The sequence below is a fragment of the Sporosarcina sp. resist genome (assembly GCF_014302295.1).
In the GTDB taxonomy this organism is placed as follows: Bacteria; Bacillota; Bacilli; order Bacillales_A; family Planococcaceae; genus Sporosarcina; species Sporosarcina psychrophila.
Genome location: NZ_CP060287.1, coordinates 3,904,199 through 3,929,844, shown reverse-complemented (window position 1 = coordinate 3,929,844; position 25,646 = coordinate 3,904,199). Strand labels below are relative to the sequence as shown.

General features: G+C 42.4%; 25 protein-coding genes and 1 pseudogene. 16 read left to right on the top strand and 10 right to left on the bottom strand.

The features are described from left to right. Positions 1-47: 47 nt before the first annotated feature. Positions 48-1,091, top strand: a complete 1,044-nt coding sequence (locus H7992_RS19150; RefSeq protein WP_187045614.1) for a glycosyltransferase family 4 protein — start codon at positions 48-50, stop codon at positions 1,089-1,091. 136 nt (positions 1,092-1,227) lie between these two features. Here H7992_RS19150 and H7992_RS19145 read toward each other — a convergent pair whose 3' ends face one another. Then, positions 1,228-2,283: an LCP family protein gene (locus H7992_RS19145; protein WP_187045613.1), complete on the bottom strand. Its 1,056-nt coding sequence runs from the start codon at positions 2,281-2,283 to the stop codon at positions 1,228-1,230. Positions 2,284-2,432: 149 nt separating this feature from the next. Then, positions 2,433-3,065, bottom strand: a complete 633-nt coding sequence (locus tag H7992_RS19140; RefSeq protein WP_067212114.1) for a YigZ family protein — start codon at positions 3,063-3,065, stop codon at positions 2,433-2,435. A 157-nt stretch (positions 3,066-3,222) separates the two neighbouring features. On the opposite strand from H7992_RS19140, the gene H7992_RS19135 reads away from it, so the two are divergent. The 4 genes from H7992_RS19135 to H7992_RS19120 all read left to right on the top strand — a co-directional run bounded on the left by H7992_RS19135 (position 3,223) and on the right by H7992_RS19120 (position 6,456). Beyond that, on the top strand, positions 3,223-4,383 hold the full coding sequence (locus H7992_RS19135; RefSeq protein WP_338656778.1) for a sensor histidine kinase: 1,161 nt from the start codon (positions 3,223-3,225) through the stop codon (positions 4,381-4,383). Between the two features lie 21 nt (positions 4,384-4,404). Next, entirely contained in the window at positions 4,405-5,085 is a 681-nt protein-coding gene (locus H7992_RS19130) for a response regulator transcription factor (protein WP_067212111.1), read from the top strand. A 388-nt stretch (positions 5,086-5,473) separates the two neighbouring features. After that, a complete protein-coding gene (locus tag H7992_RS19125; RefSeq protein ID WP_187045611.1) occupies positions 5,474-6,043 on the top strand; it encodes a nuclear transport factor 2 family protein in 570 nt (189 codons plus the stop codon). Positions 6,044-6,222: 179 nt separating this feature from the next. After that, entirely contained in the window at positions 6,223-6,456 is a 234-nt protein-coding gene (locus H7992_RS19120) for a YhjD family protein (RefSeq protein ID WP_255428484.1), read from the top strand. Between the two features lie 113 nt (positions 6,457-6,569). Here H7992_RS19120 and H7992_RS19115 read toward each other — a convergent pair whose 3' ends face one another. The 3 genes from H7992_RS19115 to H7992_RS19105 all read right to left on the bottom strand — a co-directional run bounded on the left by H7992_RS19115 (position 6,570) and on the right by H7992_RS19105 (position 9,352). Beyond that, a complete protein-coding gene (locus H7992_RS19115) occupies positions 6,570-7,097 on the bottom strand; it encodes a competence protein ComK (protein WP_067212108.1) in 528 nt (175 codons plus the stop codon). 471 nt (positions 7,098-7,568) lie between these two features. After that, positions 7,569-8,735 carry a M20 metallopeptidase family protein gene (locus H7992_RS19110; RefSeq protein WP_304626961.1) on the bottom strand — a complete coding sequence of 389 codons (1,167 nt, stop codon included), beginning with the start codon at positions 8,733-8,735 and terminating at the stop codon, positions 7,569-7,571. Between the two features lie 107 nt (positions 8,736-8,842). Beyond that, positions 8,843-9,352: an antibiotic biosynthesis monooxygenase family protein gene (locus H7992_RS19105; protein WP_187045610.1), complete on the bottom strand. Its 510-nt coding sequence runs from the start codon at positions 9,350-9,352 to the stop codon at positions 8,843-8,845. A gap of 215 nt (positions 9,353-9,567) precedes the next feature. Here H7992_RS19105 and hemE point away from each other — a divergent pair, with 215 nt between their 5' ends. The 4 genes from hemE (at position 9,568) to H7992_RS19085 (ending at position 13,970) form a co-directional block, all read left to right on the top strand. Then, positions 9,568-10,608: a uroporphyrinogen decarboxylase gene (gene hemE, locus H7992_RS19100; protein WP_067212102.1), complete on the top strand. Its 1,041-nt coding sequence runs from the start codon at positions 9,568-9,570 to the stop codon at positions 10,606-10,608. A gap of 30 nt (positions 10,609-10,638) precedes the next feature. Further along, the gene (hemH, locus tag H7992_RS19095) at positions 10,639-11,571 is read left to right on the top strand and encodes a ferrochelatase (protein ID WP_187045609.1); all 933 of its coding nucleotides are present in this window, start codon (positions 10,639-10,641) and stop codon (positions 11,569-11,571) included. Between the two features lie 27 nt (positions 11,572-11,598). Further along, positions 11,599-13,026: a protoporphyrinogen oxidase gene (gene hemY / locus H7992_RS19090; RefSeq protein ID WP_187045608.1), complete on the top strand. Its 1,428-nt coding sequence runs from the start codon at positions 11,599-11,601 to the stop codon at positions 13,024-13,026. Between the two features lie 83 nt (positions 13,027-13,109). Further along, positions 13,110-13,970, top strand: a complete 861-nt coding sequence (locus tag H7992_RS19085; protein ID WP_187045607.1) for a glycerophosphodiester phosphodiesterase family protein — start codon at positions 13,110-13,112, stop codon at positions 13,968-13,970. A gap of 102 nt (positions 13,971-14,072) precedes the next feature. On the opposite strand, the gene yhfH (H7992_RS19080) is transcribed toward H7992_RS19085, so the two are convergent. From yhfH (H7992_RS19080) to yhfH (H7992_RS19070), 3 genes are all read right to left on the bottom strand, one after another. Continuing rightward, positions 14,073-14,198: a protein YhfH gene (yhfH, locus tag H7992_RS19080; protein ID WP_082786678.1), complete on the bottom strand. Its 126-nt coding sequence runs from the start codon at positions 14,196-14,198 to the stop codon at positions 14,073-14,075. A 78-nt stretch (positions 14,199-14,276) separates the two neighbouring features. Beyond that, positions 14,277-14,402: a protein YhfH gene (yhfH, locus tag H7992_RS19075; RefSeq protein WP_187045606.1), complete on the bottom strand. Its 126-nt coding sequence runs from the start codon at positions 14,400-14,402 to the stop codon at positions 14,277-14,279. Between the two features lie 77 nt (positions 14,403-14,479). After that, complete coding sequence (yhfH, locus tag H7992_RS19070) at positions 14,480-14,605, bottom strand: protein YhfH (RefSeq protein WP_187045605.1); 126 nt, start codon at positions 14,603-14,605, stop codon at positions 14,480-14,482. Between the two features lie 178 nt (positions 14,606-14,783). Here yhfH (H7992_RS19070) and H7992_RS19065 point away from each other — a divergent pair, with 178 nt between their 5' ends. The 7 genes from H7992_RS19065 (at position 14,784) to H7992_RS19035 (ending at position 24,315) form a co-directional block, all read left to right on the top strand. Further along, positions 14,784-15,776, top strand: coding sequence for a lipoate--protein ligase (locus tag H7992_RS19065; protein WP_067212088.1), 993 nt, complete (start codon positions 14,784-14,786; stop codon positions 15,774-15,776). Positions 15,777-16,458: 682 nt separating this feature from the next. Further along, a complete protein-coding gene (locus H7992_RS19060) occupies positions 16,459-17,163 on the top strand; it encodes a response regulator transcription factor (RefSeq protein ID WP_187045604.1) in 705 nt (234 codons plus the stop codon). After that, positions 17,160-18,212: a sensor histidine kinase gene (locus H7992_RS19055; RefSeq protein WP_187045603.1), complete on the top strand. Its 1,053-nt coding sequence runs from the start codon at positions 17,160-17,162 to the stop codon at positions 18,210-18,212. The genes H7992_RS19060 and H7992_RS19055 overlap by 4 nt, the downstream gene beginning before the upstream one ends. Positions 18,213-18,222: 10 nt before the next feature. Beyond that, positions 18,223-18,945, top strand: a complete 723-nt coding sequence (locus H7992_RS19050; protein WP_255428711.1) for an ABC transporter ATP-binding protein — start codon at positions 18,223-18,225, stop codon at positions 18,943-18,945. Beyond that, positions 18,917-20,851, top strand: a complete 1,935-nt coding sequence (locus tag H7992_RS19045) for an FtsX-like permease family protein (protein WP_187045602.1) — start codon at positions 18,917-18,919, stop codon at positions 20,849-20,851. The genes H7992_RS19050 and H7992_RS19045 overlap by 29 nt, the downstream gene beginning before the upstream one ends. 645 nt (positions 20,852-21,496) lie before the next feature. Then, entirely contained in the window at positions 21,497-23,050 is a 1,554-nt protein-coding gene (locus H7992_RS19040) for a fatty acid--CoA ligase family protein (RefSeq protein WP_187045601.1), read from the top strand. 785 nt (positions 23,051-23,835) lie between these two features. Then, positions 23,836-24,315 carry a hypothetical protein gene (locus tag H7992_RS19035; protein WP_187045600.1) on the top strand — a complete coding sequence of 160 codons (480 nt, stop codon included), beginning with the start codon at positions 23,836-23,838 and terminating at the stop codon, positions 24,313-24,315. Positions 24,316-24,360: 45 nt separating this feature from the next. Here the strand turns inward: H7992_RS19035 and H7992_RS25140 are convergent. Next, a pseudogene (locus tag H7992_RS25140) lies at positions 24,361-24,441 on the bottom strand (hypothetical protein); the annotation flags it as partial. 281 nt (positions 24,442-24,722) lie between these two features. Continuing rightward, positions 24,723-24,929 carry a hypothetical protein gene (locus tag H7992_RS19030; RefSeq protein ID WP_067212067.1) on the bottom strand — a complete coding sequence of 69 codons (207 nt, stop codon included), beginning with the start codon at positions 24,927-24,929 and terminating at the stop codon, positions 24,723-24,725. Positions 24,930-25,646 lie beyond the last annotated feature (717 nt).

Sequence of the window (25,646 nt, the reverse complement as noted above, 5' to 3'; positions counted from 1 at the left end):
ATACTGTTGGTATGATAAATTAGCGATTTACTATAGGGAGGAAGGACATGTTATTCCTTGCAATGGCTGCTGCACTACTAGCTTCCATCTTACTTACTCCACTCGTCATTAAATTGGCATTCCGGATAGGAGCGGTCGATCGGCCGAATTACCGGAAAGTCCATGCGTCTGTTATGCCGCGAATCGGCGGTCTTGCGATATTTGGTGCTTTTCTAATTGGCTATGCGGTATTACTACCGAAAGATGAACACGCTGTTGGAATACTTATCGGTGCTGTTATCATCATTGTTATGGGCTTTCTCGATGATATGCTTGAAATTACCGCGAAAGCAAAACTTGCTGGTCAATTGGCTGCGGCTATTGTCGTTGTCGTATGGGGCGGTTTACAAATTGAAGTTATTAATTTACCGTTTATTGGGGAATTTGATTTTGGTTACTTAAGTATTCCAATTACAATTATTTGGATCATTGGCATTACAAATGCAATAAATCTTATAGATGGATTGGATGGACTTGCGGCAGGTGTTTCAACGATTGCACTCATTACAATTGCAGTTATGGCGATGATAATGGAAAATGCATTCGTTGGTGCAACAGCTTCGATTCTTGCGGCAAGCTCACTTGGCTTCTTGTTTTACAATTTCCATCCGGCAAAAATCTTTATGGGAGACACCGGATCCTTGTTCCTGGGCTTTATGATTTCGGTTCTTGCATTATTAGGATTCAAGAACGTTGCTGTCGTTTCACTGATTATCCCAGTTATTATATTGGGTATTCCAATTTCTGACACGTTCTTCGCAATTGTTCGCCGTATACGCACGAAACAGCCTATTATGGCACCGGATAAATCACATTTACACCATTGCTTACTTCGTAGCGGTTTTTCACATAGGCAGACAGTCTTGGTCATTTATGCGCTTGCAATACTGTTTGGGGTTGCAGCTGTATTGTTCTCGCAAGCGACAGTATGGGGAGCAATTCTGCTTATTGTAGTCATGCTTATCGCGATTGAACTGTTCGTTGAAGTAATCGGTCTTGCCGGTACAAACTATCGACCGTTGTTAAATCTTGTACGGATGATTGGTAAGTAACACAGCTGTTTGTACACTAGACAATAAGAAAAAATGGCCATGCACCTTTTCATTAAGGTAGCATGGCCATTTTTTATAGAATTATGTGTGGAAAGAAAAAAAGAACCAGCTAACTTTCAGCCTGGTTCTTTTGGTATCATTCATTAAAACTATCTTCTAAAGCTTCTTCGGTTGAACCAGTTATGGTCGAACCACTGTCAGTCAGACTAGATGAGTCGGGGATGAGACCGAGATGTGCTTGCAATATGTTCTTCACTTCAGTTAAATAGGTTTCATCAAGTTTCCAGTAATAAATTCCCGTAGACATGTCGTCGTAACCCTTCAAACTTAGTGTATCGACTTGTGGCATACCGCCTTTTACATATTCCAAGAACGATTTCATTTCGTCAAACGTCATGTCAGTTTTCATGTTCTCGCCAACTGCCTCAATAACATCACCGTACTTCGTTATTGATTTTACTGAAGCGGCTTCTTTCATGATTGCCTGTAAGATCATTTGCTGACGTTTTCCGCGTTCGACGTCGGTATCGAGTTTACGTGTCCGTGCAAGCGCAAGGGCGTGTTTGCCGTCAAGATGTTGCAGACCTTTTTTCAAATGAATCGTATATTTATCATTTTCGTCTTTTTCAGTTCGGTTGTATGGAACCTCAACGTCGATTCCGTCAATTGCATCAACAACATCAATGAATGCATTGAAATTCATCCTCACATAGTAGTCGACAGGAATCTCAAACAATTCTTCAACTGTTTCGATTGTTGCACGTGTTCCGCCAAATGCATGGGCATGGGTGATTTTATCACGATATCCGACTTCAGGGATATAGGCGTATGAATCACGCGGAATACTGACCAATTTTACAGATTTACTCGCCGGATTCAATGTAGCGAGTAGAAGTGCATCCGAACGGCTGTTGTTATCTCCTTGGCTGCGCGCTTCACTGTCATCGACACCGATGAATAGAATTGAAACATTGTCGTTTGCTGGCTCGACTTTTACTTCGCGAATTTCGGATTTGGGTCGGTCAGGGACGGCTTCATACGCACTAACTGCCATGTTTTCTGCTTTTTTCTGAAGTGAAGCAGCATATGCCGCAACAACAATAAATAGGGACAAGGTGAGAAGAAGCACAACTTTTACGGCTAAGCGTTTCCCGGACGATTTGTTTCTTTTTTTATAGTCTTTTCTTTTCATTTTTTAGTTCCTCCAGAATCGACTATGTAAGTTTTTCATAGTTGATCATATAATTGACAAATATCGTCAAAAGGTAGAGATAGCATAACGGATCACAAGGTTTTGTGACATAAATACTCATGACCTTTTCTATTATACTATTTTTTTAGTTAGTTGTCGAACTCGAGAAATTCGCTAGAAGTCGACACAATTTCCGCCTGACCATTTGTTAATTCGGCCATCCAAGCAGTGAAAACATTCTCTTCTGTCACTGGAACGTATACGAATAAGTTGACGCCGTCCGCATAGGAAATTTCTTTTAGTGGATAAGCGGACTGCCTTATCTCATTTTCGACTTTTCCGAGCCATGTATAATCAATTGTTACTCTCATTAGATGATGAAGTTTTCTTACGACAGTACCCGTGGCTGTAATGCCCTCAGACGTCGCGCGGCCATACGCACGGATTAACCCACCGCCTCCAAGCTTGATACCCCCAAAATAGCGCGTCACAACGACGACAGTATCTTTTAACCCTTGTTTTTTTAAGACTTCGAGCATTGGCACGCCAGCCGTACCTGTTGGTTCACCATCATCATTCGCTTTTTGGATAGTATCGTGCTCGCCAATCATATATGCCGAACAGTTGTGGTTGGCATTATGATGCTTTTTCTTGATTTCTTGAATGAACTCTAGGGCTTCATCTTCCGTCTCTGCACGTGACACATAGGTGAGAAATCTAGACTTTTGGATGATCAATTCACTTTCACCGTAATCTTTAACTGTATAATAATCTGCTCGCATTTGCGGCACCCCCATCACTTGTAATACAATCTTAATATCCATTTGGTACTATGATGCTATACTATAATGAAGTGCGTAAGGAAATCAGTATTCCTGTACCACTTCTTACTTAATAGTATATATGTAATTTTTCAGGCTGTAGGCGGGAGGGAACTTAATATTGAGGGAAAATATAGTTGATATCCAAACGCTTGAAACAATCTTTAGTAGTATGGTTCGTGCTATGGATAACTCAAAGAACGATATCTTTATTATAAGCGAACAAAGCCGTCAAAGCTTTGTCGATATGAAAAAAGAGCTTGCAACGGTCAAAAGTGATATTTCCCAGGCAATAACCGAAGGCGACTATTTGGAGAACATGACTGGGCATTCACGCAAACGTCTCGCCGACGTCTCGAAGAACTTCATGAATTACTCAGAGGAACAAGTGAGAGAGGCTTACGAAGTTGCGAATGACTTACATGTCCGATTATCCATTAACCGGATGGAGGAGAAGCAGCTACGTGCACGTCGGGACGATTTAGACAGACGCCTCGTAGCGCTACTCGATACAATCGAACGGGCGGATCAGCTTGTTAATCAAGTGGCGACCGTTATTAACTATTTGACATCTGATTTAAAAAATGTTGGTGAAGCACTTGAAAATGCAAGACACAAGCAGGATTTCAGCATCAGAATTATTCAGGCACAGGAAGAGGAGCGCAAAAGGCTTTCTCGTGACATTCATGACGGGCCAGCGCAAATGTTGGCGAATGTGATGATCCGTACTGGGTTGATTGAAAAAATCTTTGTAGAAAAAGGTCCTCAACCTGCATTGGGTGAATTAGCAGATCTCAAAGTGATGGTGAGGAATGCACTTTATGAAGTCCGGCGTATCATTTATGATCTTCGACCTATGGCACTTGACGATCTTGGCCTGATTCCGACATTGAGAAAGTATTTGTCGACAATCGAAGAATATGAAAAAAATGTTGAAATTCACTTTCAAAATAGTGGACAAGAGCAGCGTTTTCAAACGAATTTTGAAGTGTCGGTCTTCCGACTTGTACAAGAATCTGTATCAAATGCATTGAAACATGGAAAATCGAAGGACATTTGGGTGAAAACTGAATGGCTTCGCGATATAATGAATATTATCATTAAGGATAATGGACAAGGATTCAACCAGAATGAAGTGAAAGATAAGTCGTTCGGTTTAATTGGGATGCGGGAACGAATTGATTTATTAAAAGGCGATATGACAATCACTTCAACGCCTGGCAATGGTACGATGATCCATTTCCGGATCCCGCTTCGGAATGAAATAATTGACGGCTAGATATATGGGGAGGAAATGACTATGACTGTTACGAAAATATTAATTGTAGATGATCATCAATTATTCCGTGAAGGGGTAAAGAGAATTCTGGACTTTGAAGATTCTTTTGAAGTTGTTGCAGAAGGTGATGACGGTAGCGAAGTAAATGAACTTTATAGACAGTGCGAACCGGATGTTGTTCTTATGGACATTAACATGCCACGTATGAATGGTGTCGATGCGACCGAGAATCTTGTTAAAGAGTTTCCTAATGCGAAGGTAATTATGTTGTCGATTCATGATGACGAGTCATATGTATCGCATGCACTGAAAACGGGTGCGCTTGGCTATATGCTGAAAGAGATGGATGCAGATGCAATCGTTCAAGCGATTAAGGTCGTTGAAATGGGCGGTTCGTATCTTCACCCGAAAGTGACACATAACCTTGTTACGGAATTCCGCAGATTGAGTGAACGGGAGCATAAAGGGTCATTCCAGCAAAATGATATCCGCCGACCATTCCACCTACTTACAAAACGTGAGTGTGAAGTATTGCAACTGTTGACGGATGGGCAAAGTAATCGGACAATTGGAGAAACGTTATTCATTTCTGAAAAGACGGTTAAAAACCACGTTTCAAGTATTTTGCAAAAAATGGCTGTAAATGACCGGACACAAGCAGTTGTAACTGCTATTAAAAATGGTTGGGTTGAAGTGAAGTAATTCGGACTTTGTTGAAAAACAAGAAAGTAAAAGTTTTCCAACCTGGAATGATGTCTAGGCTCCAAACGCCAGCCCCTCGGAGGCCCACAGGATGTGGGGCACGTAGCCATTGCCGCAGGACGCGGCGTACTTAGGCTAGGTTCCTTGGAAGTCGTTTTGGGGGAGGGATTGAACTTCATCCCTCCTCCTGTGTGGGGGCTGAAGTACGCCTCCTCGTGCCTGCAAGGATGCAGGTATGCAGTCGTTGCGACAGGAAGTCGCGATTTTAGACTGCCTACCTTGTCTCTTATGCCTGTCGGGGCTTAACGGCGCCTTACGCTTTTCTTAAATAAAAGGAGAAAGGCCATCCAGTTGGAGCGGCCTTTTTACCTGTTCAGGAGGAAAGAAAATGAAAAAAATATTTGTTCCTATAAGTATGTCGGTTCTTTTACTACTTGGCGCGTGCAGTAGCGATGGAGAGAAGTCGACTGGAAGCGGCTCGGTCAATGATGGCGAGGCGGCGAATGAAAACGGTGCAATTGATCATGGTGTGGAAGACAAAAAAGTGGGTTTTAGCTTAGAGGGAGGAGTTATAGAAGAAGCTTCTGGTGTTCCGGTTGAGGAGAAAGAACAAATTTTAGCAGTATATGAGGTGTATATCGATACGCTGAATGAACAAGATATCGATGGCTATTTGAATACACTGTCTCCGGAAGACTATGATTTTGAGGAAGAACGTGCATTCATGGAAGAGCAATTTAGTGAATATGAGCTAAATCGCGAAATATCGAACGTAACGATTGTAAAGTATTCTGATAAGGAAGCCCAAGTCTTCTCGAATTTGAATACATCATATAAACAAGTATCTACTGGTCTTGTGACAAAACAAGATGGAAGACAAGTGACCGTATTTACGAAAAATGGTGACGATTGGAAAGCTGCGTCGGTGCATTACATCGGTGATGACGGGAAAGAGTAAATGTGGTTCATCTGTAAGACTTTCAGCTGTAATAGCCGAAAGTCTTTTTTGTTTCGTGGCTGTCGTACAGTCCTCTACAAAATCATATAACCTACAAAAAATTTGTAGGTTGTTTTATCAGCGATATGGGTATACAATAACGAGAACTAATGTTCTGTATGGGGGTAGGAACAGTTAAAATGCATTTAATATCTGTGGAGGCATTGCCGCATTTTGAGAATATGATTTATTTGCCGATGCTTCTTATTATAGTGGAAAAGGATCGAGATTCGTTTGAAAAAGGTCCATTCAAACTGAAAGGACCTTATGTCAAACTTGTTGATGAAGCAACAAGAGCTACACGTGCTGAACTTAGGGAAACCACCATCTACTTACGTCGCCAGATTATGAAAGTCATACGCTGCTTTCACTGAGTATATTTTCATATACGGGGACAATAAGGACCACAGACGTTATTTGAACATCCGCCTACGTAATTGGACGAAGGAACTGTTAAACATTTACTTCGCCATGTTTGAAAGTTAAGTCAATCCTCATCCGGGAAGTCAAATTTATCGAATTTTGATGGCCTGTTCAATTGTCTTTGTTTTTTCAAAAAGTTTTTTTCGAGAAGTGCAGCGACTGCATATTGGCGATACATTGTTGTAGCTGAAATATCGAGCTTGAAGGAAAGACCATTTTCCAAGTAGAGAATACAGCCCATACCATCCGGTTCTATATTATCAATCGCACTATAGGAAACCCAGACATTCTCTTCTGAATTCGGAGACATTGTTGGTAGAAAGATATAAGGTACTCCGAAATCATGAGCTATAATTATAGGCATTTTATGGCGTTTTCCAATTGCTAGTTTTGCTGTATTTGTTGAATTTTGTAAAGAACCACCATAATAATGACAAGAACTTTTAACAATGTGAACGGGTTTTCGTGAAACGTTCAATTCACCGTTTCGTTCGATTACAAGCGTTGATAGTTTATTTCCTTGGACCACAGGTAGTAACAAAAATGTATTGAAAGAAACAATGTATTTCCCTAACCATTTCTTTTTAACCAATAAAATGCACCCCTTATAGTTTATTGTTGTTGCATAAGTCCTAGTATAAATTAGAAAATTTAAAATGCAACCATTTAATTAAACTATTTGAACTATTTTGTTTTTTAGTACTATTATCACTCGTATTATGCTATTTCCTAAAATGAAATTTGTTGTTATTTCGAATGAGTGGGATTTTGTATCACGTCTGTTGATTATTCACTTTCTTACATGAAGAACCTGTAAGAAAAGCATACAAGTCTATATTTGCACTTGTCCATAAGGCGTCTAGAGTTTTATCATAATAGTAAGCAGTGAATAAAATAATCACCTACTAGCCACTTATGCCTCACGATAAATCTGTCGTGATTAGTTCGCCGAAAGCGAACGGAAATGGTCCAGTGAAAATGATTTTTTCCAAGCTCTAGTCACCAGTATTTCATGTAAAAAAAAGGCCTTCTACTCCTGAAAATAAGAGGGAAGACCTTGGTTTTATACATTTTGGAAATCGATAGCTGCAGCGCCGAGTGTTTTCGCTGCGAGAAGCATCGCATTTTCATCGATGTCGAATTTGGGGTGATGATGTGGATATGGGTTGTCAGGTTGTGCGCCAGTGAAGAAGAATGTACCGGGTACTTTTTCCAAGTAGTATGCAAAATCTTCGCCGCCCATTTGTGGTGTCGATTCCACGACTGATTCCACGCCAAGAATACCTTCCGCGACAGTCTTCAGAAATTCTGTTTCGGCTTTGTGATTGACAACAGCTGGATAGCCGCGTACATATTCGAAATCGATTGTACAGTCATTTGCAAGCGCAGTCCCGTCAACAACGCGTTTCATTTCGCGTTCCATCAAATGGCGAATGTCGGGGTTGAATGTCCGTACCGTACCGCCTAGTTTTGCTGAATCGGCTATGACATTAAATGCGTTTTGTGCAACGAATGAACCGATAGATAATACTGCCGAGTCGATCGGATCGACGCGACGTGAAACAAGTTGCTGTAAATTCATCACGAGCTGTGCGCCAATAACGATAGCGTCTTTCGTTTGATGCGGGGCCGCACCGTGACCGCCTGCGCCTTGGATTTTAATGTCGAAACGGTCAGCCGCTGCCATTACAGGACCGGTCAAATATTCGATTGTACCTAAAGGTGTCAAAGACCATAGATGCGTTCCAAAAATGACATCAACCCCATCAAGGCAACCGTCTTCAATCATGGAAATTGCACCGCCTGGAGCAAATTCTTCTGCGTGTTGGTGGATGAAGACATAGTCGCCAGCGAGGTCTTCATGCAACTCATGAATGGCTTTTGCAAGCTGTAGGAGTGTAGCAGTGTGCCCATCGTGACCACAAGCATGCATGACGCCTGGAACAGTTGATTTATACGCTACATCCTTTTCATCTTGAATGGGTAGCGCGTCGAAATCTGCACGTAGTGCAACCGTCTTACCGGGTCTACCACCCGAAACCCTTGCAACGACACCATTCCCGCCAACTCCTTTACGTACTTCAATACCAAGGTCAGCGTAAAAATCATGTATGTATTGCGCAGTTTTTTCTTCCTTAAAAGATAATTCAGGATTCATGTGAAGGTGGCGACGAATAACGACCATATCCTCATAAGCGCTATCGAGCTTTTCATACAATTGTTCTTTCAATGGACTGTTCCTCCTAAAAATTATCTAATTTGAATGTTGCTACTTCTATTATAGCAAACATTTGAGAGGGAACACTAAAACGCAACCCGTAGTTCGGGTCGCGCGTTTTATATTTTATTTTTCGTCGTATAAGTCGTTACATAAGGAGCGCTCGAGAAAATATGAAGCGAAGTATCGACGCCTGTGTCTGCATGATTTGAGGAGTGAGCCTTGTCAAAAGAAGATGAGTTTTCCCATCTTGTATAATGGGTGCTATCAGACCATTCTGTCAGAACGATATACGTGTCTGAATCGAGTGGGCGGAGCAAACGAAATGCGATAAATCCGAGTTCAGATTCAATAGCACCCGTAAGTTCTGTAAAGCGATGCTCAAAAACTGGACGTCCTTCATCCGTGACGGGAATATTGTTGAAAACGAAATAACCGTTATCTTGCAGTGTTCCCGAGGAGCTAATGACTTCGTAACGGCGTGGTGTTTGGAACACAGTTTTACCTACCGTTTCATGCAGTAAAAGAGAATTACCATGACCATGCATGGCAATCAAGCTTTCTGCCGCATATTTTTCTTTTAAACTTTCCATAAATTCAGGTGTACCCGATGTCATATAAATATTCATTTTCAAAAAAACCTCCTTGTAGTTCTTATTTATCTATTTTCCCCTATTTGAGAACTTAAAACAAACTTTGACAAAATGATGGCGAAAAAAGTAAGAAGTTAGCACAATTGTATGAATAACGGGGCTAAAAGCTATACTTTGCAAAGGGAAACGTCTATATTGAGTACGGATATGTAACACGGAAATAGTTAATTAAGAAAGTGGGAATAAACCAAATGACAAAATTCAATGACACACTTCTACGCGCTGCAAGAGGCGAGAAAATTGATCATACACCGGCTTGGTACATGAGGCAGGCAGGGCGTTCACAACCGGAATACCTAAAAATCAAGGAGAAATATTCTCTTGAAGAGATTACACACCAACCTGAACTTTGCGCATATGTAACAAAGCTTCCAGTTGATCAGTATAATGTCGACGCGGCAATTCTTTACAAAGACATCGTTACACCACTGCCGGGAATTGGTATTGATGTGAAAATAAAAGCGGGCATTGGTCCAGTTATCTCAAATCCAATCCGTACAGTTCAAGATGTCCATAATCTTGGCGATCTATCACCACAAGATGATATTCCTTTCGTTCTTGAAACGATTAAAATATTGACGAAGGAACAATTGAATGTTCCGCTTATCGGCTTTGCGGGGGCACCGTTTACGCTTGCGAGTTATATGATTGAAGGCGGTCCATCGAAAAGCTACAACTTGACGAAATCATTCATGGTATCTGAGCCGGAAGCATGGTTCGCATTGATGGACAAACTAGCAGATATGACGATTACGTATATTACTGCACAAGTTAATGCGGGTGCAAAAGCAATTCAAATCTTTGATTCGTGGGTAGGGGCATTAAATGTATCTGATTACCGAATCTTCATCAAACCAGTTATGACGCGTATTTTCACAGAGCTGCGTAAATTGAACGTTCCACTAATCACATTCGGTGTCGGCGCAAGCCACTTGGCAAACGAATGGCATGACTTGCCTGTAGACGTTGTTGGTCTCGACTGGCGCTTATCTGTAAAAGAAGCAGGAGAGCGCGGTCTAACGAAGCCGTTGCAAGGAAATCTTGACCCGTCACTGTTACTTGCAGATTGGAGCATTATCGAAGAACGCGCGAAAGTAATCATTGAACAAGGCGTAGAGCATGGTAACCACATTTTCAACCTTGGTCATGGCGTGTTCCCTGATGTGAAACCAGCAACATTGAAAAGATTAACTGAATTTGTTCATGAATATAGTGCACAGCTGCGTAAATAACGTGCTGATCCAAACGAAGAGGTGAATGTTATGACAAAGAAACAAATGGGACTTTTAGTGATGGCTTATGGGACTCCGAATAAGGAAGAGGATATTGAGTCGTATTATACGCATATCCGCCACGGTCGCCCGCCTGCACCTGAACAATTGGAGGACCTTCGCAATCGCTATGAGGCAATTGGCGGGATTTCTCCGCTTGCGCGAATTACTGAAGATCAAGCAAACGCGCTTTGCAACCGTCTGAATGAAGTGCAGGATGACATTGAATTCAAGGTCTATATTGGATTGAAACATATTGCACCATTTATTGAGGATGCGGTAGAAAAAATGCATGAAGACGGGATAACAGAAGCGGTCTCAATCGTACTGGCACCGCATTTCTCGACGTTTTCCGTCAAGTCATACAATGGCCGCACGAAAGAAGAGGCTGACAAGCATGGTATCACTATTACTTCTGTCGAAAGTTGGTACAAACAGCCGAAGTTTATTGAATTCTGGACTGATCAAGTGCGCGGTACATTCGACAGCATGAGCGAAGAAGAGAGAGCGAAAGCATGTCTGATTGTTTCAGCGCATTCGTTGCCGGAAAAAATCATCGCGAATGGTGATCCATATCCAGATCAGTTGAAAGAAACAGCTGAATTGATTGCAAAAGCTGCTGGTGTGAAAAACTATGAACTAGGCTGGCAAAGTGCAGGGCAAACGCCTGAACCATGGCTTGGTCCCGACGTTCAAGATTTAACACGCGATTTGCATAATGAAAAAGGATATACAACATTTGTTTATACGCCTGTCGGATTTGTTTCCGATCATCTCGAAGTACTATTTGACAATGATTATGAGTGTAAAGTTGTGTGTGATGAAATCGGTGCATCCTACTACCGTCCGGTAATGCCGAACATCGATCCGCTCTTCATCGATGCGATGGTGGACGCGGTATTTGCCAAGATGAAAGAAGCTTAATATGGTTGAAAGAAAGTGATGATGGACATGAGCGGACAAAACAAGAAAGTCGTTATTGTCGGCGGAGGGATTACGGGCCTCTCCGCGGCATTTTATATGCAGAAAGAAGCGCGTGAAAAAGGCTTACCTCTAGATGTCATACTTGTCGAGGCGTCAAATCGACTTGGCGGCAAAATCCAGACAGTCCGGCGTAACGGTTTTATCATCGAGCGTGGTCCGGATTCATTTCTTATACGGAAAAAAAGCATGGGAATCCTTGCACAAGACCTTGGAATCGAAGGGGAGCTTGTGAAAAACGCGACAGGGCAAGCATACGTGCTTGTCGGTGGCGAGTTGCATCCAATTCCAGGCGGTTCTGTTATGGGTATCCCGACAGAAATTGGTCCATTCTTGAAAACGGGACTGTTTTCGTTATCAGGAAAATTGCGTGCAGCGGGCGATTTCGTCCTCCCACGCTCAAACATCAAAGGGGATCAGTCACTCGGTGGATTTTTCCGCAGACGTTTTGGCGGGGAAATTGTTGAGAACTTGATTGAACCGTTGTTATCTGGCGTTTACGCAGGCGATATTGACCACATGAGTTTGGAATCTACATTCCCGCAGTTCTACGCAGTGGAAAAGAAACATCGAAGTCTGATTCTCGGGATGAAAAAAACGACACCGAAACAACTACCGCAGAAAGACGGACATGGCGCTAAGAAAGAAGGCGTTTTCCACACGTTCCGTAACGGACTTGAAACAATTGTTGAAGCAATTGAGCAACAACTTGAACCAGGTTCCGTCATGAAAGGTGTTCGGATCGATGCAATTGAGGCGCCAGGAATGGTCGGAGAAAAGACTATACTTGAAATGAATGACGGCCGTAAAATCGAAGCAGATGCAGTTATACTCACAACTGGGCATGAGATGGCGGGTCGCTTATTTGCTCCGCACGGATTATTGCAAGATTTAAGAGAAATACCAACAACGTCTGTTGCGACAGTGGCACTTGCTTTTCCGGAGGAACATGTCGTACAGGACAAAGAAGGAACCGGTTTTCTTGTCTCAAGAAGCAGCGATTATTCAATCACGGCGTGCACGTGGACACACCGGAAATGGCCGACGACAACACCTGCTGGAAAAGTACTTATCCGGGCCTTCGTAGGTCGCGTAGGCGATGAAGCGATTGTTGATTTACCAGATGCTGAAATTGAGAAAATCGTTCTTGATGATCTTGGCAGGGTTATGAATATAACAGGGAAACCGGATTTCACGGTTATTACCCGTTGGAAAAAAGACCGCCCGCAATACCGGGTTGGTCACAAACAGCGGATTGCAGCAGCCCGCGCAGAACTGGAATCGAAGTTCCCACAAGTAAAACTCGCCGGTGCCTCTTATAATGGAGTCGGATTACCCGATTGTATTGATCAGGGAAGAGCGGCAGTGAAAGAAGTATTGGAAGATTTATTTGACTGAAAAGATTCGCCCTCGGGTGGATTTTTTTTGTTGGAAAAAGGGTATAGAAGAAACATAGAAAGTTAACGAAAAGAGGAAGCAAAATGAAAAAGTATACATGGGGAATATTGTGTGCGGTGCTGTTATTGACGGGCTGTAGCAAAGGCGAGGCGGAAAACGGACCAATGCCAAGCGAAGATTTCCTCATTATCGCACATCGCGGCGCGTCAGCATACGTGCCGGAAAACACACTTGCTTCTTTTGATTTGGCAGAAGAACTTGCTGCCGACTATATTGAACTTGATATTCATTTGACCAAAGACGGCCAACTTGCGGTTATGCATGACGCGGATGTATCTGGTACAACCGAAGCTAATGGCAAAATCGGTGGATTGACACTTAGTGAGCTGAAGAAGTTATCCGTTAACTTTCGGCACAAGGATGAAGACAAGAAAGCTGTAAATGGCCCATCAGAAGAATATGCAGTTCCTACACTGGGTGAAGTATTCGGTCAATTTGGGGACAATATGAATTTCATCATTGAGTTGAAAGATCCAGAAGACTATCCTGGGATCGAAGAAAAACTGGTTGATACATTGAAGCAATACGACATGATTGGGTTTGATAAAGATAGACATCCTAAAGTAGCAATCCAGTCATTCAGTAAAAAAGGATTAAAACGCGTTTACGAATTAAATCAAGATATCCCGCTTCTAAAACTCATTTCATTTGATGATGATGATGAGGCGAAACTGTCAAAAAAAGAATTGGATGAGCTTTTGACATATGCATCTGGACTGGGGGTTAGTTATGAAGCACTAACGGTCCCATTTATAAAGAAAATGCATGAAAAAGGACTATCCGTTTATGCGTATACTATTATTGATGCTGAAACTGCATTAAAAATGATGGCCATCGGTGCAAATGGCATTCACACAGATCGTCCCGACATACTAGACAAATAAAAAGGTATATCTTTCTACAATCAAAAAACAGCCGAAGGAGTCTCTACGGCTGTTTAAAAAAGATAAGTAAACGTTATTCACCTGGAGCAGCGCTTTTCTAATTCACAGGATATTGCAGTCGTCACATTTATTGCCGTAGCATTCATGCTGCTCTTCGATTTCTTTCCCGCAAACCGTGCAAACTTTAGCGGGTAGATTTTTGAAAAACTCAATTACATTTTCAAGCATATTTTATTCTCCCCTTCCTTATTTGTATTAGTACTAGGCTTAATATTAACGTTGTGATAGTACAGTGTATGCAAAAGGTTATACGGTATTGCAGGCATCGCATTTATTGCCGTAACACTCATGTTGTTCTTCGATTTCATTGCCGCATGACGTACAAACTTTAGCAGGCAGGTTCTTAAAAAACTCAATTACGTTTTCAATCATCGCTAAAATCCCCCTTTTTGCTGTATTAGTATTTGGTTTATTTTTTAATGTGTAATAGTACAGAATCTGCAAAAAAATTACAAGATGTTGCAGTTATCACATTTGTTACTGTAGCATTCATGTTGCTCGTCGATTTCACTCCCGCATGATGTACAAGTTTTAGCAGGTAGATTTTTGAAAAACTCGATGACATTCTCAATCATATTTTCATTCTCCCCTTCCTAATTTGTACTACAACTAAATCTGTTATTAGTAGTGTATTATAACAGTGTACTAGATGTCAACACATTTAACGATTTATTCTGAAAGTTGTAAGAGGGGGTCTTCTCTTCTTAAAGATGATAAAATAGGTGAGAAGCTATTAATGAGGAGCGATAAACTATGTATTTCATTGATAATAAAGGAATTACAGATCCGCATATCAACTTGGCGATAGAGGAATACGTCCTCAAGAATATGGATATCGACAAAGATTCGTTTTTGCTGTTCTATATTAACGAACCTTCTATCATCATCGGTAAAAATCAGAACACGATTGAAGAGATTGATACAGAATATGTGGAAGCAAATGGTATTCATGTTGTTAGACGATTGTCCGGCGGGGGAGCAGTCTACCACGATTTAGGCAACTTGAATTACAGTTTCCTAACAAAAGACGATGGCGAATCGTTCCGCAACTTCAAAAAGGTGACAGAGCCTGTCGTTCAGGCGTTGGCAGAAATGGGTGTCAAAGCAGAGTTACTCGGCCGCAATGACATTCTTGTTGAGGGTCGTAAAGTTTCAGGGAACGCACAGTTTTCAACGAATGGTCGTATGTTTAGCCACGGAACACTGATGTTCGATACAGAAATAGAACGTGTTGTTTCAGCATTAAAAGTACGTAAAGATAAAATTGAATCAAAAGGGATTAAATCAATCCGTAGTCGTGTCGCGAATATTTCCGAATTCCTGAATGACTCAATGACAATTGAACAATTCCGAATGGAAATACTGAAATCGATTTTCGGCGGAGAAGAAAAAATCCAGTATCTAGAGTTGACTGATGAAGATTGGACGAATATCCATAAACTTTCTGCGGAGCGTTATGCAAACTGGGATTGGAATTACGGCAAATCACCGAAGTTCAATATGCAGCATTCACACAGATTCCCAGTAGGCGGCATCGACGTCCGTATCCAAGTGAAAAAAGGAATCATGGAAGACGTCAACATTTTCGGCGACTTTTTCGGTGTCGGAGAAGTGACAGTTATCGAGGAAAGCTTGAAAGGTATCCAGTATGAGAGACAGGCAATTAGCGAAGCGCTCGCACCAATTGACATTCCGACATATCTAGGCGGCATTACGAAAGAAGAGTTCCTTCAATTGATTTATTGATGAAACTAGAAGCCTGACGATATGTCGGGCTTTTTCTTTTTGGATTAATTCTTCAAAGTGGAAGGATTGATCATATAGCTAGGCAAAGCGATCATATAAGTAGCCAAGCGATCATATAGCTTGTCCACCCGATCAAGTCAGCCGCCTAGCGATCATATAGCTTGTCCACCCGATCATATAAGCAGGCACCCGATCATATAGCTTGTCCTACCGATTATATAAGCAGCCAAGCGATCATATAGCTTGTCCGCCCGATCAAATAAGTAGCCAAGCGATCATATAGCTTTTCCAGCGATCAAATAAGCCGCTAACCGATCATATAGCTTGTCCGCCCGATCATATAAGCAGGCAAGCAATCATATAGCTTGTCCGCCCGATCATATAAGTAGCCAAGCAATTATATAGCTTGTCGAACCGATTAAATCAGCCACCAAGCGATCATATAAGTAGGCAACCGATCATATAGCTTGTCCACCCGATCAAATCAGCCGCCAAGCGATCATAAGCCTGTCTAACCAATCAAATAAGCCGGCGAACCGATCATATAGCCTACCCAACCAATCATATAACCCACCCAACCAATCATAACCCCCACAAAAAACAACAACATTTCCAAAAACCTTCCAACCGCCGGGCCTGTTTTTACGCTATAATAAAGGGAAGTGTGAAAGGGGACTGACCTATGGAAAACCATCGTATATTCATAGTTGAAGATGATAAGAAAATCGCACAACTGTTAGCAGACACGCTCCGGAAATACCAATACGACGTTGCAATCGTCGAAGATTTTGACCAAGTTACTAAGGAAAGCCTCGCGTTTGATCCACATCTCATTTTGCTTGATATCAATCTGCCTTCTTATGACGGCTATTATTGGTGCCGTCAGCTTCGTCAACATACGACGTGTCCTATCTTATTTATTTCTGCACGTTCTGGCGACATGGACCAAGTATTTGCGCTAGAAAATGGTGGAGATGATTTCATCACGAAACCATTCCATTATGAAATCGTCCTTGCTAAGATAAGAAGCCATTTACGTAGAACATTTGGCGAATACGCTCCTAACCAATCAGAACGGACCGTGAAAATTGGTGCACTTCATTTATATATCGAACGGATGGAACTGCATATTCGTGAAAATAGCGTACCCCTTCAGAAAAAAGAATGCGTCATCCTTGAGTTGCTGATGGACGCGGCGCCGAAAGTTGTGTCGCGGGAAAAACTGCTTGAAGAACTCTGGGATGATCAGTCATTTGTTGATGAAAATACATTAAATGTCAATATGACTAGAGTGCGTAAGAAACTGGCTGATTATGATATTAAATCTTCAATCGAAACCGTGCGTGGCGCGGGATATCGCTTCTTATTAGCGCCGGAAGAATCATGAAAAAACTAAGCCTTTTTCTAAGAGAACATCTATCTTTCCTCGCTTTTCAACTAATTCTTATATTGTTCATTATGTTGCTGTATTGGTTGGATGGTTTCCGCAATTTCAACACGGCTATCTATTCAATCAGTATGAGTATGTTGTTGACCAGCGGCTATTTATTAGGGAAGTTTATTATGAGGCGTTCATTTTACGACGCAATCACGCGTAAGCCAGAAAAGATGGAAGATGCACTGATCCGATTTGCACAAGCGCCAGAGCATCGGCAAACGACTGAATTTACACGTGAATTGTACCGACTGTATCAAAACGAAGTGCAACGCTTGTATGCAGCCCAACATCGGCAACTCCACTTTATGAACCAGTGGGTCCATCAGATGAAAACACCGATTTCCGTTATGGGACTTTTACTGCAGGAAAAAGATGACCTCGACCGTGACAGTATCACTGAAGAGGTTGAGAAAATACGGCGTGGGCTCGATTCGGTACTTGTCAATGCACGGCTCGAAACGTTTGAACAAGATATGCAGATCGAGCGCATTGATTTGAAAAAACTAGTACAAGAAATCGTGACGGAACATAAGCGGCTGTTCATCACCAATGGCGTATTCCCAGTTATTTCAATCGATGACAACTTCGTTGTTGCCACGGATGTGAAGTGGATGAAAATCGTCATCGGGCAGTTCATTACGAATGCGGTGAAATATACGTTCGACGAGGGAAAGAAAGTCCATTTAATAGCGTCTTGTACAGGGAATGGACTGCAATTGCAGATTCGAGATGAAGGGATTGGTATCCCATCTTCGGATTTGAAGCGAGTTACCAAGGCTTTCTTCACTGGTGAAAATGGTCGACTAACTGGCGAATCAACAGGAATGGGACTTTATATTGCATCAGAAGTATGCAATCGGTTAGGTCATCCACTGTCAATTGAATCTGAAAAAGGAATCGGGACAACGGTGACAGTACTATTTGAAAATGGAGAGGCAGGTGAGACGGGTGAATCGGAACACAATCGTGGAACTGACGGAAGTGACGAAAATTTATGAAGGAAAAGTGATGCACCGAGCGTTGAACCGTCTTGATTTTGAAGTGGAGGAAGGCGAGTTCGTCGCAGTCATGGGCCCTTCTGGAAGCGGAAAAACAACGTTGCTGAACTTGATTTCGACGATTACATTACCGACGTATGGACGCCTGATGATAAATGGAATCGAGCCAGAAGCGCTCAAGCAAAACGACCTAGCATTATTTAGACGACGCAATCTCGGCTTCGTTTTTCAAGATATTAATCTGCTTCAAATGCTGACAGTAGAAGAGAATCTCGTTTTACCGCTGACCCTTGATGGCTTATCAGTTCCTGAAATGGAAAGGCGCATTGCAGAAACTGCAGCACGTCTTGATTTGACAGATATTCTGAAACGTAGGCCCGACGAATTATCGGGGGGACAAGCGCAACGAACGGCGATTGGGCGGGCACTTATTCATAAACCCAAAATCATTCTTGCTGATGAACCAACTGGTAATCTCGATTCGAAGTCCGCGAAAGATGTGCTCGAATTGCTAAGCCATATTAATAAAAGTGAAAAAACAACTGTCGTTATGGTGACGCATGATCCGATTGCCGCCAGTTATTGTGACCGTGTGCTATTCATCAAGGACGGCGAATTTTTCAATGAAATCTATAAAGATGAAAGACGACAAACATTTTTCCAACGTATTTTGAACGTCTTGTCTCTTCTCGGGGGGAATGTCCATGACCTTTCGTCAATTCGCTTACCGTAATGTTATTCGAAATAGACGTGTTTACACTGCATTTTTCATGGCAAGCGTTTTCTCCGTTATGGTTTTTTTCCTTTATTCCATGTTGTTGTTTCATCCATCCATAGAAAATCGATTTGTTCAAGAAATTGCCATAATGGGTATGGGAATCGCAGAAATTATTTTGTATATTTTCACTGTGTTTTTCCTGTTTTATTCGATGCGGGCATTTCTTCAGGCAAGGTCGAAGGAATTCGGCATTTTGCTGCATTTAGGGATGGCGAAGCGACAATTGAACCGCCTTATATTCATTGAGACGATGATTATAGGAACGGCATCTATTGTTGCAGGGACTATTCTTGGATTTGTGTTTTCAAAATTCTTTTTTATGATTATACGGGAAATCGTTCTGTTGCCAGCTTTGCCCCTCTATTTATCCTGGGAACCATTTGCACTGACAATTGGTGCTTTCATGAGTCTGTTTATAATCATTTCGTATGTGGCTCCGGTGTTCATTCGGACCGGTGAGGTGGCCGATCTCATACAAGGAGATGCAGGAAGTCGAGGGGCGTACGGCTATTCAAAAGCACGTGGCTATCTGGGATTACTGATTCTTGCATTGTCCTATATCCTGGCTGCATCGACAACGAATTCCGTCGTAACCGGCCTGATCTTTTTCTTGCCACCGCTTGCAACAATAGGGACTTTTTACTTTTTCACGGATTCCTTACCTTTGCTCCTTCATAAGCTTCGCAATCGAAAAAGATTGTATTGGCATCATTTTTGGTTGCTGTCAATATCTGAAGGTGTCGTGCGGCTGCGTGAAAATGCGCGCATGTTTTTCATCGTGACAATCGTATCGACTGTAGCGTTCATGTCAGTTGGCATACTTGCATCGCTTACTTCTTTTGCTTCCCAGTACCATGAAATGCATCCGTTAGGTCTTGTTTACAAAAGTGAATCTAACAATGAACTTGAAAGAAAGCATATTACACAGCTCGTCGACGAACTGAAGGCAGAGCAGATCGATTATTCACTTGTTCGGTTCCAGGTGTTGGAACAGACGTCGACGTTCACCAAGAACCCCGTTGCGATACTGAAGCTATCCAATGTGAATATACTTGCTCAGTCGTTTGGTTATCAAGTTATTGACATGGAAAAGGGCGAAGCCGTTTTCCTACCACCTTCCGCTTCATCGTATGACCAGCTGAAGGATCGAACTGTGACAACGCTACTCAAAGAAAGTGATGTCCACGTTAAAATAGATGGGGCGTATCCATATCATTTATTTTCTTCGTACTCGATTGCAATGAATGCGATCGTATTGAATGATGCGGATTATGAATTGGTACTCGAAAAGGAATTAACACAGGGGGGAAAGTCATTTTCCTACTACGCATTCCATGTTCCCGATTGGCAAAAAACACAGGAAATTGGCTTGTCCATCGATGCCAAGGTTTCGGAATCATTTCTTGCGGGGGGATCCAATGATTTACTATATTCATTTGAAAATCCGGGCTTGAATTATTCGGTCATCCGCACGACATTTTCACTGTTATTGTTCATCGGATTACTACTGGCGGCCGTATTTTTCCTGGCGGCAGGAAGTTTCATCTACTTCAGACTGTATACATCGCTCGAAAGTGATCGTAAACAGTTCGATGTTTTACGACGTATGGGAATCACGGATCGCGAGTTCAAGAAAATTGTCAATCGGCAATTAATCCCGCAGTTTTTCTTCCCATGGGGAGTTGCATTTGTTCATAGTTCATTTGCATTTCTGTCTTTACAAGTGATTTGGGATGCACTGGCGGAAATTTCAATTGTAAAAGAACTTGTTCTCGTTCTTGTCGGATTTACGCTAATGCAAATCTTTTATTTCTATTTAATCCGCTGGCGCTATCTTGCGCATATTAAAGCAACGGCTTGACAAGTCTGCATGATGCAAATCATACAACGGAGAGGGGTGAACTACATCCCTCTTTATTGGCGTATCCGCTTTTCGATTGTCTGGCTCCAGGCGCCAAAGGGTTCGGAGACTCACAGGATGTGAGTTACGCAACTATTGCCGCAGGACGCGGCGAACTTAGGTTGCGCTCCCTAAGAGTCAGCCCAGCTATTCGGCAAAAAACGCCGCATAGCCGGTCCGCCTTATGCCTGTCGCATCTGAGCGGCGCCTTCCGCTTTTCATGTCTAGCTCCAGCGGCCAGATGCTCGGGTCACAAGTCATTTTGCTGTGGGGGCTGAGGTACGCCTCCTCGCAAACTGTCTTATGCCTGTCGCGGGCCTGCACGATGCAGGTCATGCAGCCATTGCCACAGGAAGTGGCGAACTTAGGCTGCGTTCCCCTAAACGGCCGCCTCCGCTTTTCGTGTCTAGCTCCAGGCGCCAAATGCTCGGGTCATAAGTCAGCCCAGCTATTCGGCAAAAAACGCCGCATAGCTGGTCCGTCTTGTGCCTGTCGCATCTAAACGGCCGCCTCCGCTTTTCGTGTCTTGATTTATCAGAACTTTTCTTATATAATGATTATAGTGGGAATGAATGATCATTCATTTAATCAAAAGGGGATGAACTTATGAATCTAGTTACGCGAGTACACGAAACTGCAATGACACAGCCTGAAAAAGCGGCTTATCACTTTATGGGGAAAGATACATCATATGCAGAATTCGATCAATCGGTATCCATGTTCGCATCTGCACTGCAAGACCTTGGCGTTGGCAAAGGGGATCACGTCGCATTTCTGCTAGGTAATACACCTCATTTCCTTATATCGCTTTACGCGACAATGCGAATTGGTGCAACAGCAATTCCGGTCAATCCAATTTACACGCCAGACGAAATTTCGTATATCATACATAACAGTGATGCGAAAGCAGTTATCGCGCTTGACCTTCTTTTGCCACTTGTTGAACAGGCTGCGGGCGCATTCCCAACTGTTGAGCATTATGTAATTTGCGAAACGGTTCCGGAAACACCAGAGAAAATCGCCGCACTTCCGGCTGCAGTGAAGTCGAAAGTCCGTTCATTCACACAACTCATTACTACAGGAAGACCTAATCAGGAACCCGTTGTTGTTGATGAAAATGAAACCGCTATCATTCTGTATACATCAGGCACGACGGGACAGCCAAAAGGCGCGATGCTGACACATGGTAACCTGTATTCAAACGCGCGTGATGTGGCGGATTACTTGGATTTCACGGAAGATGACCGTGTTGTAGCGACGCTGCCGGTATTCCATGTCTTCGCGCTTACAGTCGTTGTCAATGCACCACTAGTAAAAGGTGCAACGATTTTATTGCTACCGCGCTTTAGTCCAGCAGAAGTATTTAAAGTCGTGAAAGAACAGCAGGCTACTATTTTCGCGGCTGTGCCAACAATGTACAATTTCTTATACCAGTTCCCAGACGCTGATCCGAGCGATTTAAAATCTGTTCGAACTACAATTTCTGGGGGATCATCATTACCGGTCGCATTGCTGCATAATTTTGAAGAGAAATTCAATGTAAGGGTTTCTGAAGGATACGGCTTGTCTGAAGCATCACCTGTTACATGCTTTAATCCGACTGACCGCGAGCGTATTCCAGGTTCAATCGGAACGAATATCATCAATGTCGAAAATAAAGTCGTTGATGAATTGGGCAATGAAGTACCAGATGGGGAAGTCGGCGAATTAATCGTACGCGGACCGAACGTCATGAAAGGCTATTACAAAATGCCTGAAGAAACGGAGTCCGCTATCCGTAATGGCTGGTTGTACACGGGGGATATGGCGAAACGCGACGAAAATGGCTATTTCTACATCGTTGACCGTAAAAAGGATCTTGTTATCGTCGGAGGCTATAACGTTTATCCACGTGAAGTTGAAGAAGTATTATTCGCTCACCGTGACATCATTGAAGCGGCAGTCATTGGCTTACCTGATCCCGATTTCGGTGAAGAGGTCCATGCATTTGTTGTCTTAAAAGAGGGTGTCAAAGAGGACAAAGAAGCGTTGATCGCATACTGTGCGGCTCGTTTGGCGAAATATAAGGTACCAAAACAAATCGAGTTTTTAGATGAACTGCCGAAAAACACGACTGGTAAAATATTGAGACGGTCATTGAAAGACCAAGTGAAAATCTAACAAGATAGACCTCTCCGGGTTGTTGACGGGGAGGTCTTTTAGTGGTGAGTAAGGTGTGAAATAAAAAAGGGCTAGTCCCAGCAAGCCGCTCAATTGCGACTTACGGGGTAGCCCATAATCCTTTTAAAATCCGAAGTTACACCCGCAAGAACGGTGCTTGCGGTGGCAATGTTGATGATTAGAATTCCTACACTGGTCACAACCAGTATCAGGTCTCCAAACACGACTTACTCCGGTATGTCTGAATGTGATTGTACACGTATTTTGCGGTCTGTTTTCTGAACAGCATTGCGAATGACTGTGCTGTGGTTTGTGCGAACGACACCCACATCTGCAATCGTTACCATGTTTACCGACATTTTGGTTATTATTCATTGGAAAAGAAGACATACCCTTACCTCCTTTCATCTTTATTAAGAGAAAGAAAGTGGATAACTATTCTTTATATAAGAATCATATCGCTGTTATATATACGAAAAATAAAGAACTACATTGAATTCGCTACGGCTACCCCTCCCCCTTGTAAGGTAACTTCGCTCAGTTTATATAGATATTCACATATACAGTAACTAATCTTTCCCTCACCTTAAATTATGTGGCTGTCCCACAAATGACAGGGACAAACGTTTATAGTGTAAAAATAAATAACGTTGGAATGTAGACGATAACGAAAATCCCTCTCAATAGAAAGGGGTTTTCGTTACACTTCATTTAGTTGCAAGAATTGCTATGAATGCAAGTGCTAAGGTGATTAATTAGTAGCCGCCACAGCAAGGACGCCGCTTTTGGCAAGTCTGCTGTTTTTTACAACAAGGACGTCGCTTTTCGCAAGTCTGCTGTTTTTTGCAGCAAGGACGTTGCTTTTCGCAAGTTTGCCGTTTTTTACAGCAAGTGCGTCGTTTTTCGCAAGTCTGCTGTTTTTTACAGCAAGTGCGTCGTTTTACGCAAGTACGTTTCTTGTCGCAAGTATTGTGTTTCTTCGAGCTAGAACGTTTCTTGTCGCAAGAGCGTCGCTTGTTGCTTGGAAGTATTGGACCAAAGACTGTACGTTTCTTGTCGCAAGTATTATGTTTTTTCCAACAAGAACGGCGCTTACTGCTTGTGCAATGTCTGCTGCTTGTGCGGCGCTTACTGCTTGTGCAATGTCTGCTGCTTGTGCGGCGCTTACTGCTTGTGCAATGTCTGCTGCTTGTGCGGCGTTTACTACTTGTGCAATGTCTGCTGCTTGTACGGCGTTTACTGCTTGTGCAATGTCTGCTGCTTGAACAACGTTTACTGCTTGTGCAATGTTTGTTACTTGACGGCTCTTGGAACATAAAGTTGTCTAACCCCAAGCTTACCACCTTATTAATCGCTTTTTGAATGTCATCGTTACTTAAAAATTGAGACACGTTAAACCTCCTTTTTTTTTTTGTAGATAAAGAATGAAGACTTGCTCATATTCCATTTACGGATTGCCTCAAATCCTTACTCTCCACTTAATGTACGTTTACGTACACTAAGTGTCCGAGACAAACGCACACACTTCGAGAAATAATTAGAAGTGGGCGGGAAGTGAGTCAATTCTTAAAAGATAAGAAAGAAAACCTTTTAAACTTAGATGAGCTTCATAAGTCAAACCAGATAAGTGGAAAAATTCATAGTTTCACTGGAACCATGCCCTGCACTATATTTAGTACTTGTTATTTCTCCTTCTATTTGGTCGCTTGCCGGAATCATGTTGATCCTTGTTAGAAATTGTTTGATTTTGAGAAGTGTTTCTATATCTGTTAGCATTGTTCTGTTTATCACGAGGATCCTGAGACATTAAGTTATCTAACCCTAAGCGATCAGTTCTTTTCTTTACTTTTTGTATTTCATTATCAAAAAATAGCGACATGTCCGCCCTCCTTTTTCGCTTATTGGGAGAAAGTACCACGCAATCCTTCCTCTCTCCTTAAAGTACGCGGTTGTACCAAGAGGGTTAGAGACAAATGCTTGCACTTGAAAAATAATTACTATTATGTTGAACAAATGAATACGGCTTATGCGCTTTACAAGGGCTTTTGGGAAGCCACTGAAAAAGTCCCAATACTTGGAATGAAATAGAAATCCTACGAATATCGCTTCGGCGCTTTGTGGATGCCTCCCGCGATAAGCCGGAAAGAAGACCCCTTGGGAGGGATTGAACTGCATCCCTCCTTAGTCTTATCGCTTCGGCTAACACGAAGTCACGCCTTCGCTGGATGGTCTATTTGAGAAAGTGCATTTCGTTATCGGGGATGAAATCTGCAACCTGGAGTGCTATAAATCGATCGAATGTGATCAACGAATGTCCCGATGCATGAGGAATAAATTAGAACTCCTACGAATATCGCTTCGACGCTTTGTGGACGCCTCCCGCGATAAGCCAGAAAGAAGACCGCTTTCAGTCTTATCGCTCCGGCTACCACGAAGTCGCGCCTTCGCTAGATGGTCTATTTGAGAAAGCGCATTTCGTTATCGGGGATGAGATCTGCAACCTGGAGTGTGTCTTTCTTGACTATAATTAGCATCAAAAAGTAATCACATTATTATCTCGCCATATACATCTCAAAATCACAGTTCTCTCGATAAT

What these genes read in the sequence shown, in the direction of transcription:
- H7992_RS19150 (WP_187045614.1), top strand. Translation starts at nt 48, where the DNA reads ATGTTATTCCTTGCAATGGCTGCTGCACTACTAGCTTCCATCTTACTT.
- H7992_RS19145 (WP_187045613.1), bottom strand. Translation starts at nt 2,283, where the DNA reads ATGAAAAGAAAAGACTATAAAAAAAGAAACAAATCGTCCGGGAAACGC.
- H7992_RS19140 (WP_067212114.1), bottom strand. Translation starts at nt 3,065, where the DNA reads ATGCGAGCAGATTATTATACAGTTAAAGATTACGGTGAAAGTGAATTG.
- H7992_RS19130 (WP_067212111.1), top strand. Translation starts at nt 4,405, where the DNA reads ATGACTGTTACGAAAATATTAATTGTAGATGATCATCAATTATTCCGT.
- H7992_RS19125 (WP_187045611.1), top strand. Translation starts at nt 5,474, where the DNA reads ATGAAAAAAATATTTGTTCCTATAAGTATGTCGGTTCTTTTACTACTT.
- H7992_RS19120 (WP_255428484.1), top strand. Translation starts at nt 6,223, where the DNA reads ATGCATTTAATATCTGTGGAGGCATTGCCGCATTTTGAGAATATGATT.
- H7992_RS19105 (WP_187045610.1), bottom strand. Translation starts at nt 9,352, where the DNA reads ATGAATATTTATATGACATCGGGTACACCTGAATTTATGGAAAGTTTA.
- hemE (WP_067212102.1), top strand. Translation starts at nt 9,568, where the DNA reads ATGACAAAATTCAATGACACACTTCTACGCGCTGCAAGAGGCGAGAAA.
- hemH (WP_187045609.1), top strand. Translation starts at nt 10,639, where the DNA reads ATGACAAAGAAACAAATGGGACTTTTAGTGATGGCTTATGGGACTCCG.
- hemY (WP_187045608.1), top strand. Translation starts at nt 11,599, where the DNA reads ATGAGCGGACAAAACAAGAAAGTCGTTATTGTCGGCGGAGGGATTACG.
- H7992_RS19085 (WP_187045607.1), top strand. Translation starts at nt 13,110, where the DNA reads ATGAAAAAGTATACATGGGGAATATTGTGTGCGGTGCTGTTATTGACG.
- yhfH (WP_082786678.1), bottom strand. Translation starts at nt 14,198, where the DNA reads ATGCTTGAAAATGTAATTGAGTTTTTCAAAAATCTACCCGCTAAAGTT.
- yhfH (WP_187045606.1), bottom strand. Translation starts at nt 14,402, where the DNA reads ATGATTGAAAACGTAATTGAGTTTTTTAAGAACCTGCCTGCTAAAGTT.
- yhfH (WP_187045605.1), bottom strand. Translation starts at nt 14,605, where the DNA reads ATGATTGAGAATGTCATCGAGTTTTTCAAAAATCTACCTGCTAAAACT.
- H7992_RS19065 (WP_067212088.1), top strand. Translation starts at nt 14,784, where the DNA reads ATGTATTTCATTGATAATAAAGGAATTACAGATCCGCATATCAACTTG.
- H7992_RS19060 (WP_187045604.1), top strand. Translation starts at nt 16,459, where the DNA reads ATGGAAAACCATCGTATATTCATAGTTGAAGATGATAAGAAAATCGCA.
- H7992_RS19055 (WP_187045603.1), top strand. Translation starts at nt 17,160, where the DNA reads ATGAAAAAACTAAGCCTTTTTCTAAGAGAACATCTATCTTTCCTCGCT.
- H7992_RS19050 (WP_255428711.1), top strand. Translation starts at nt 18,223, where the DNA reads ATGCACCGAGCGTTGAACCGTCTTGATTTTGAAGTGGAGGAAGGCGAG.
- H7992_RS19045 (WP_187045602.1), top strand. Translation starts at nt 18,917, where the DNA reads ATGACCTTTCGTCAATTCGCTTACCGTAATGTTATTCGAAATAGACGT.
- H7992_RS19040 (WP_187045601.1), top strand. Translation starts at nt 21,497, where the DNA reads ATGAATCTAGTTACGCGAGTACACGAAACTGCAATGACACAGCCTGAA.
- H7992_RS19030 (WP_067212067.1), bottom strand. Translation starts at nt 24,929, where the DNA reads ATGTCGCTATTTTTTGATAATGAAATACAAAAAGTAAAGAAAAGAACT.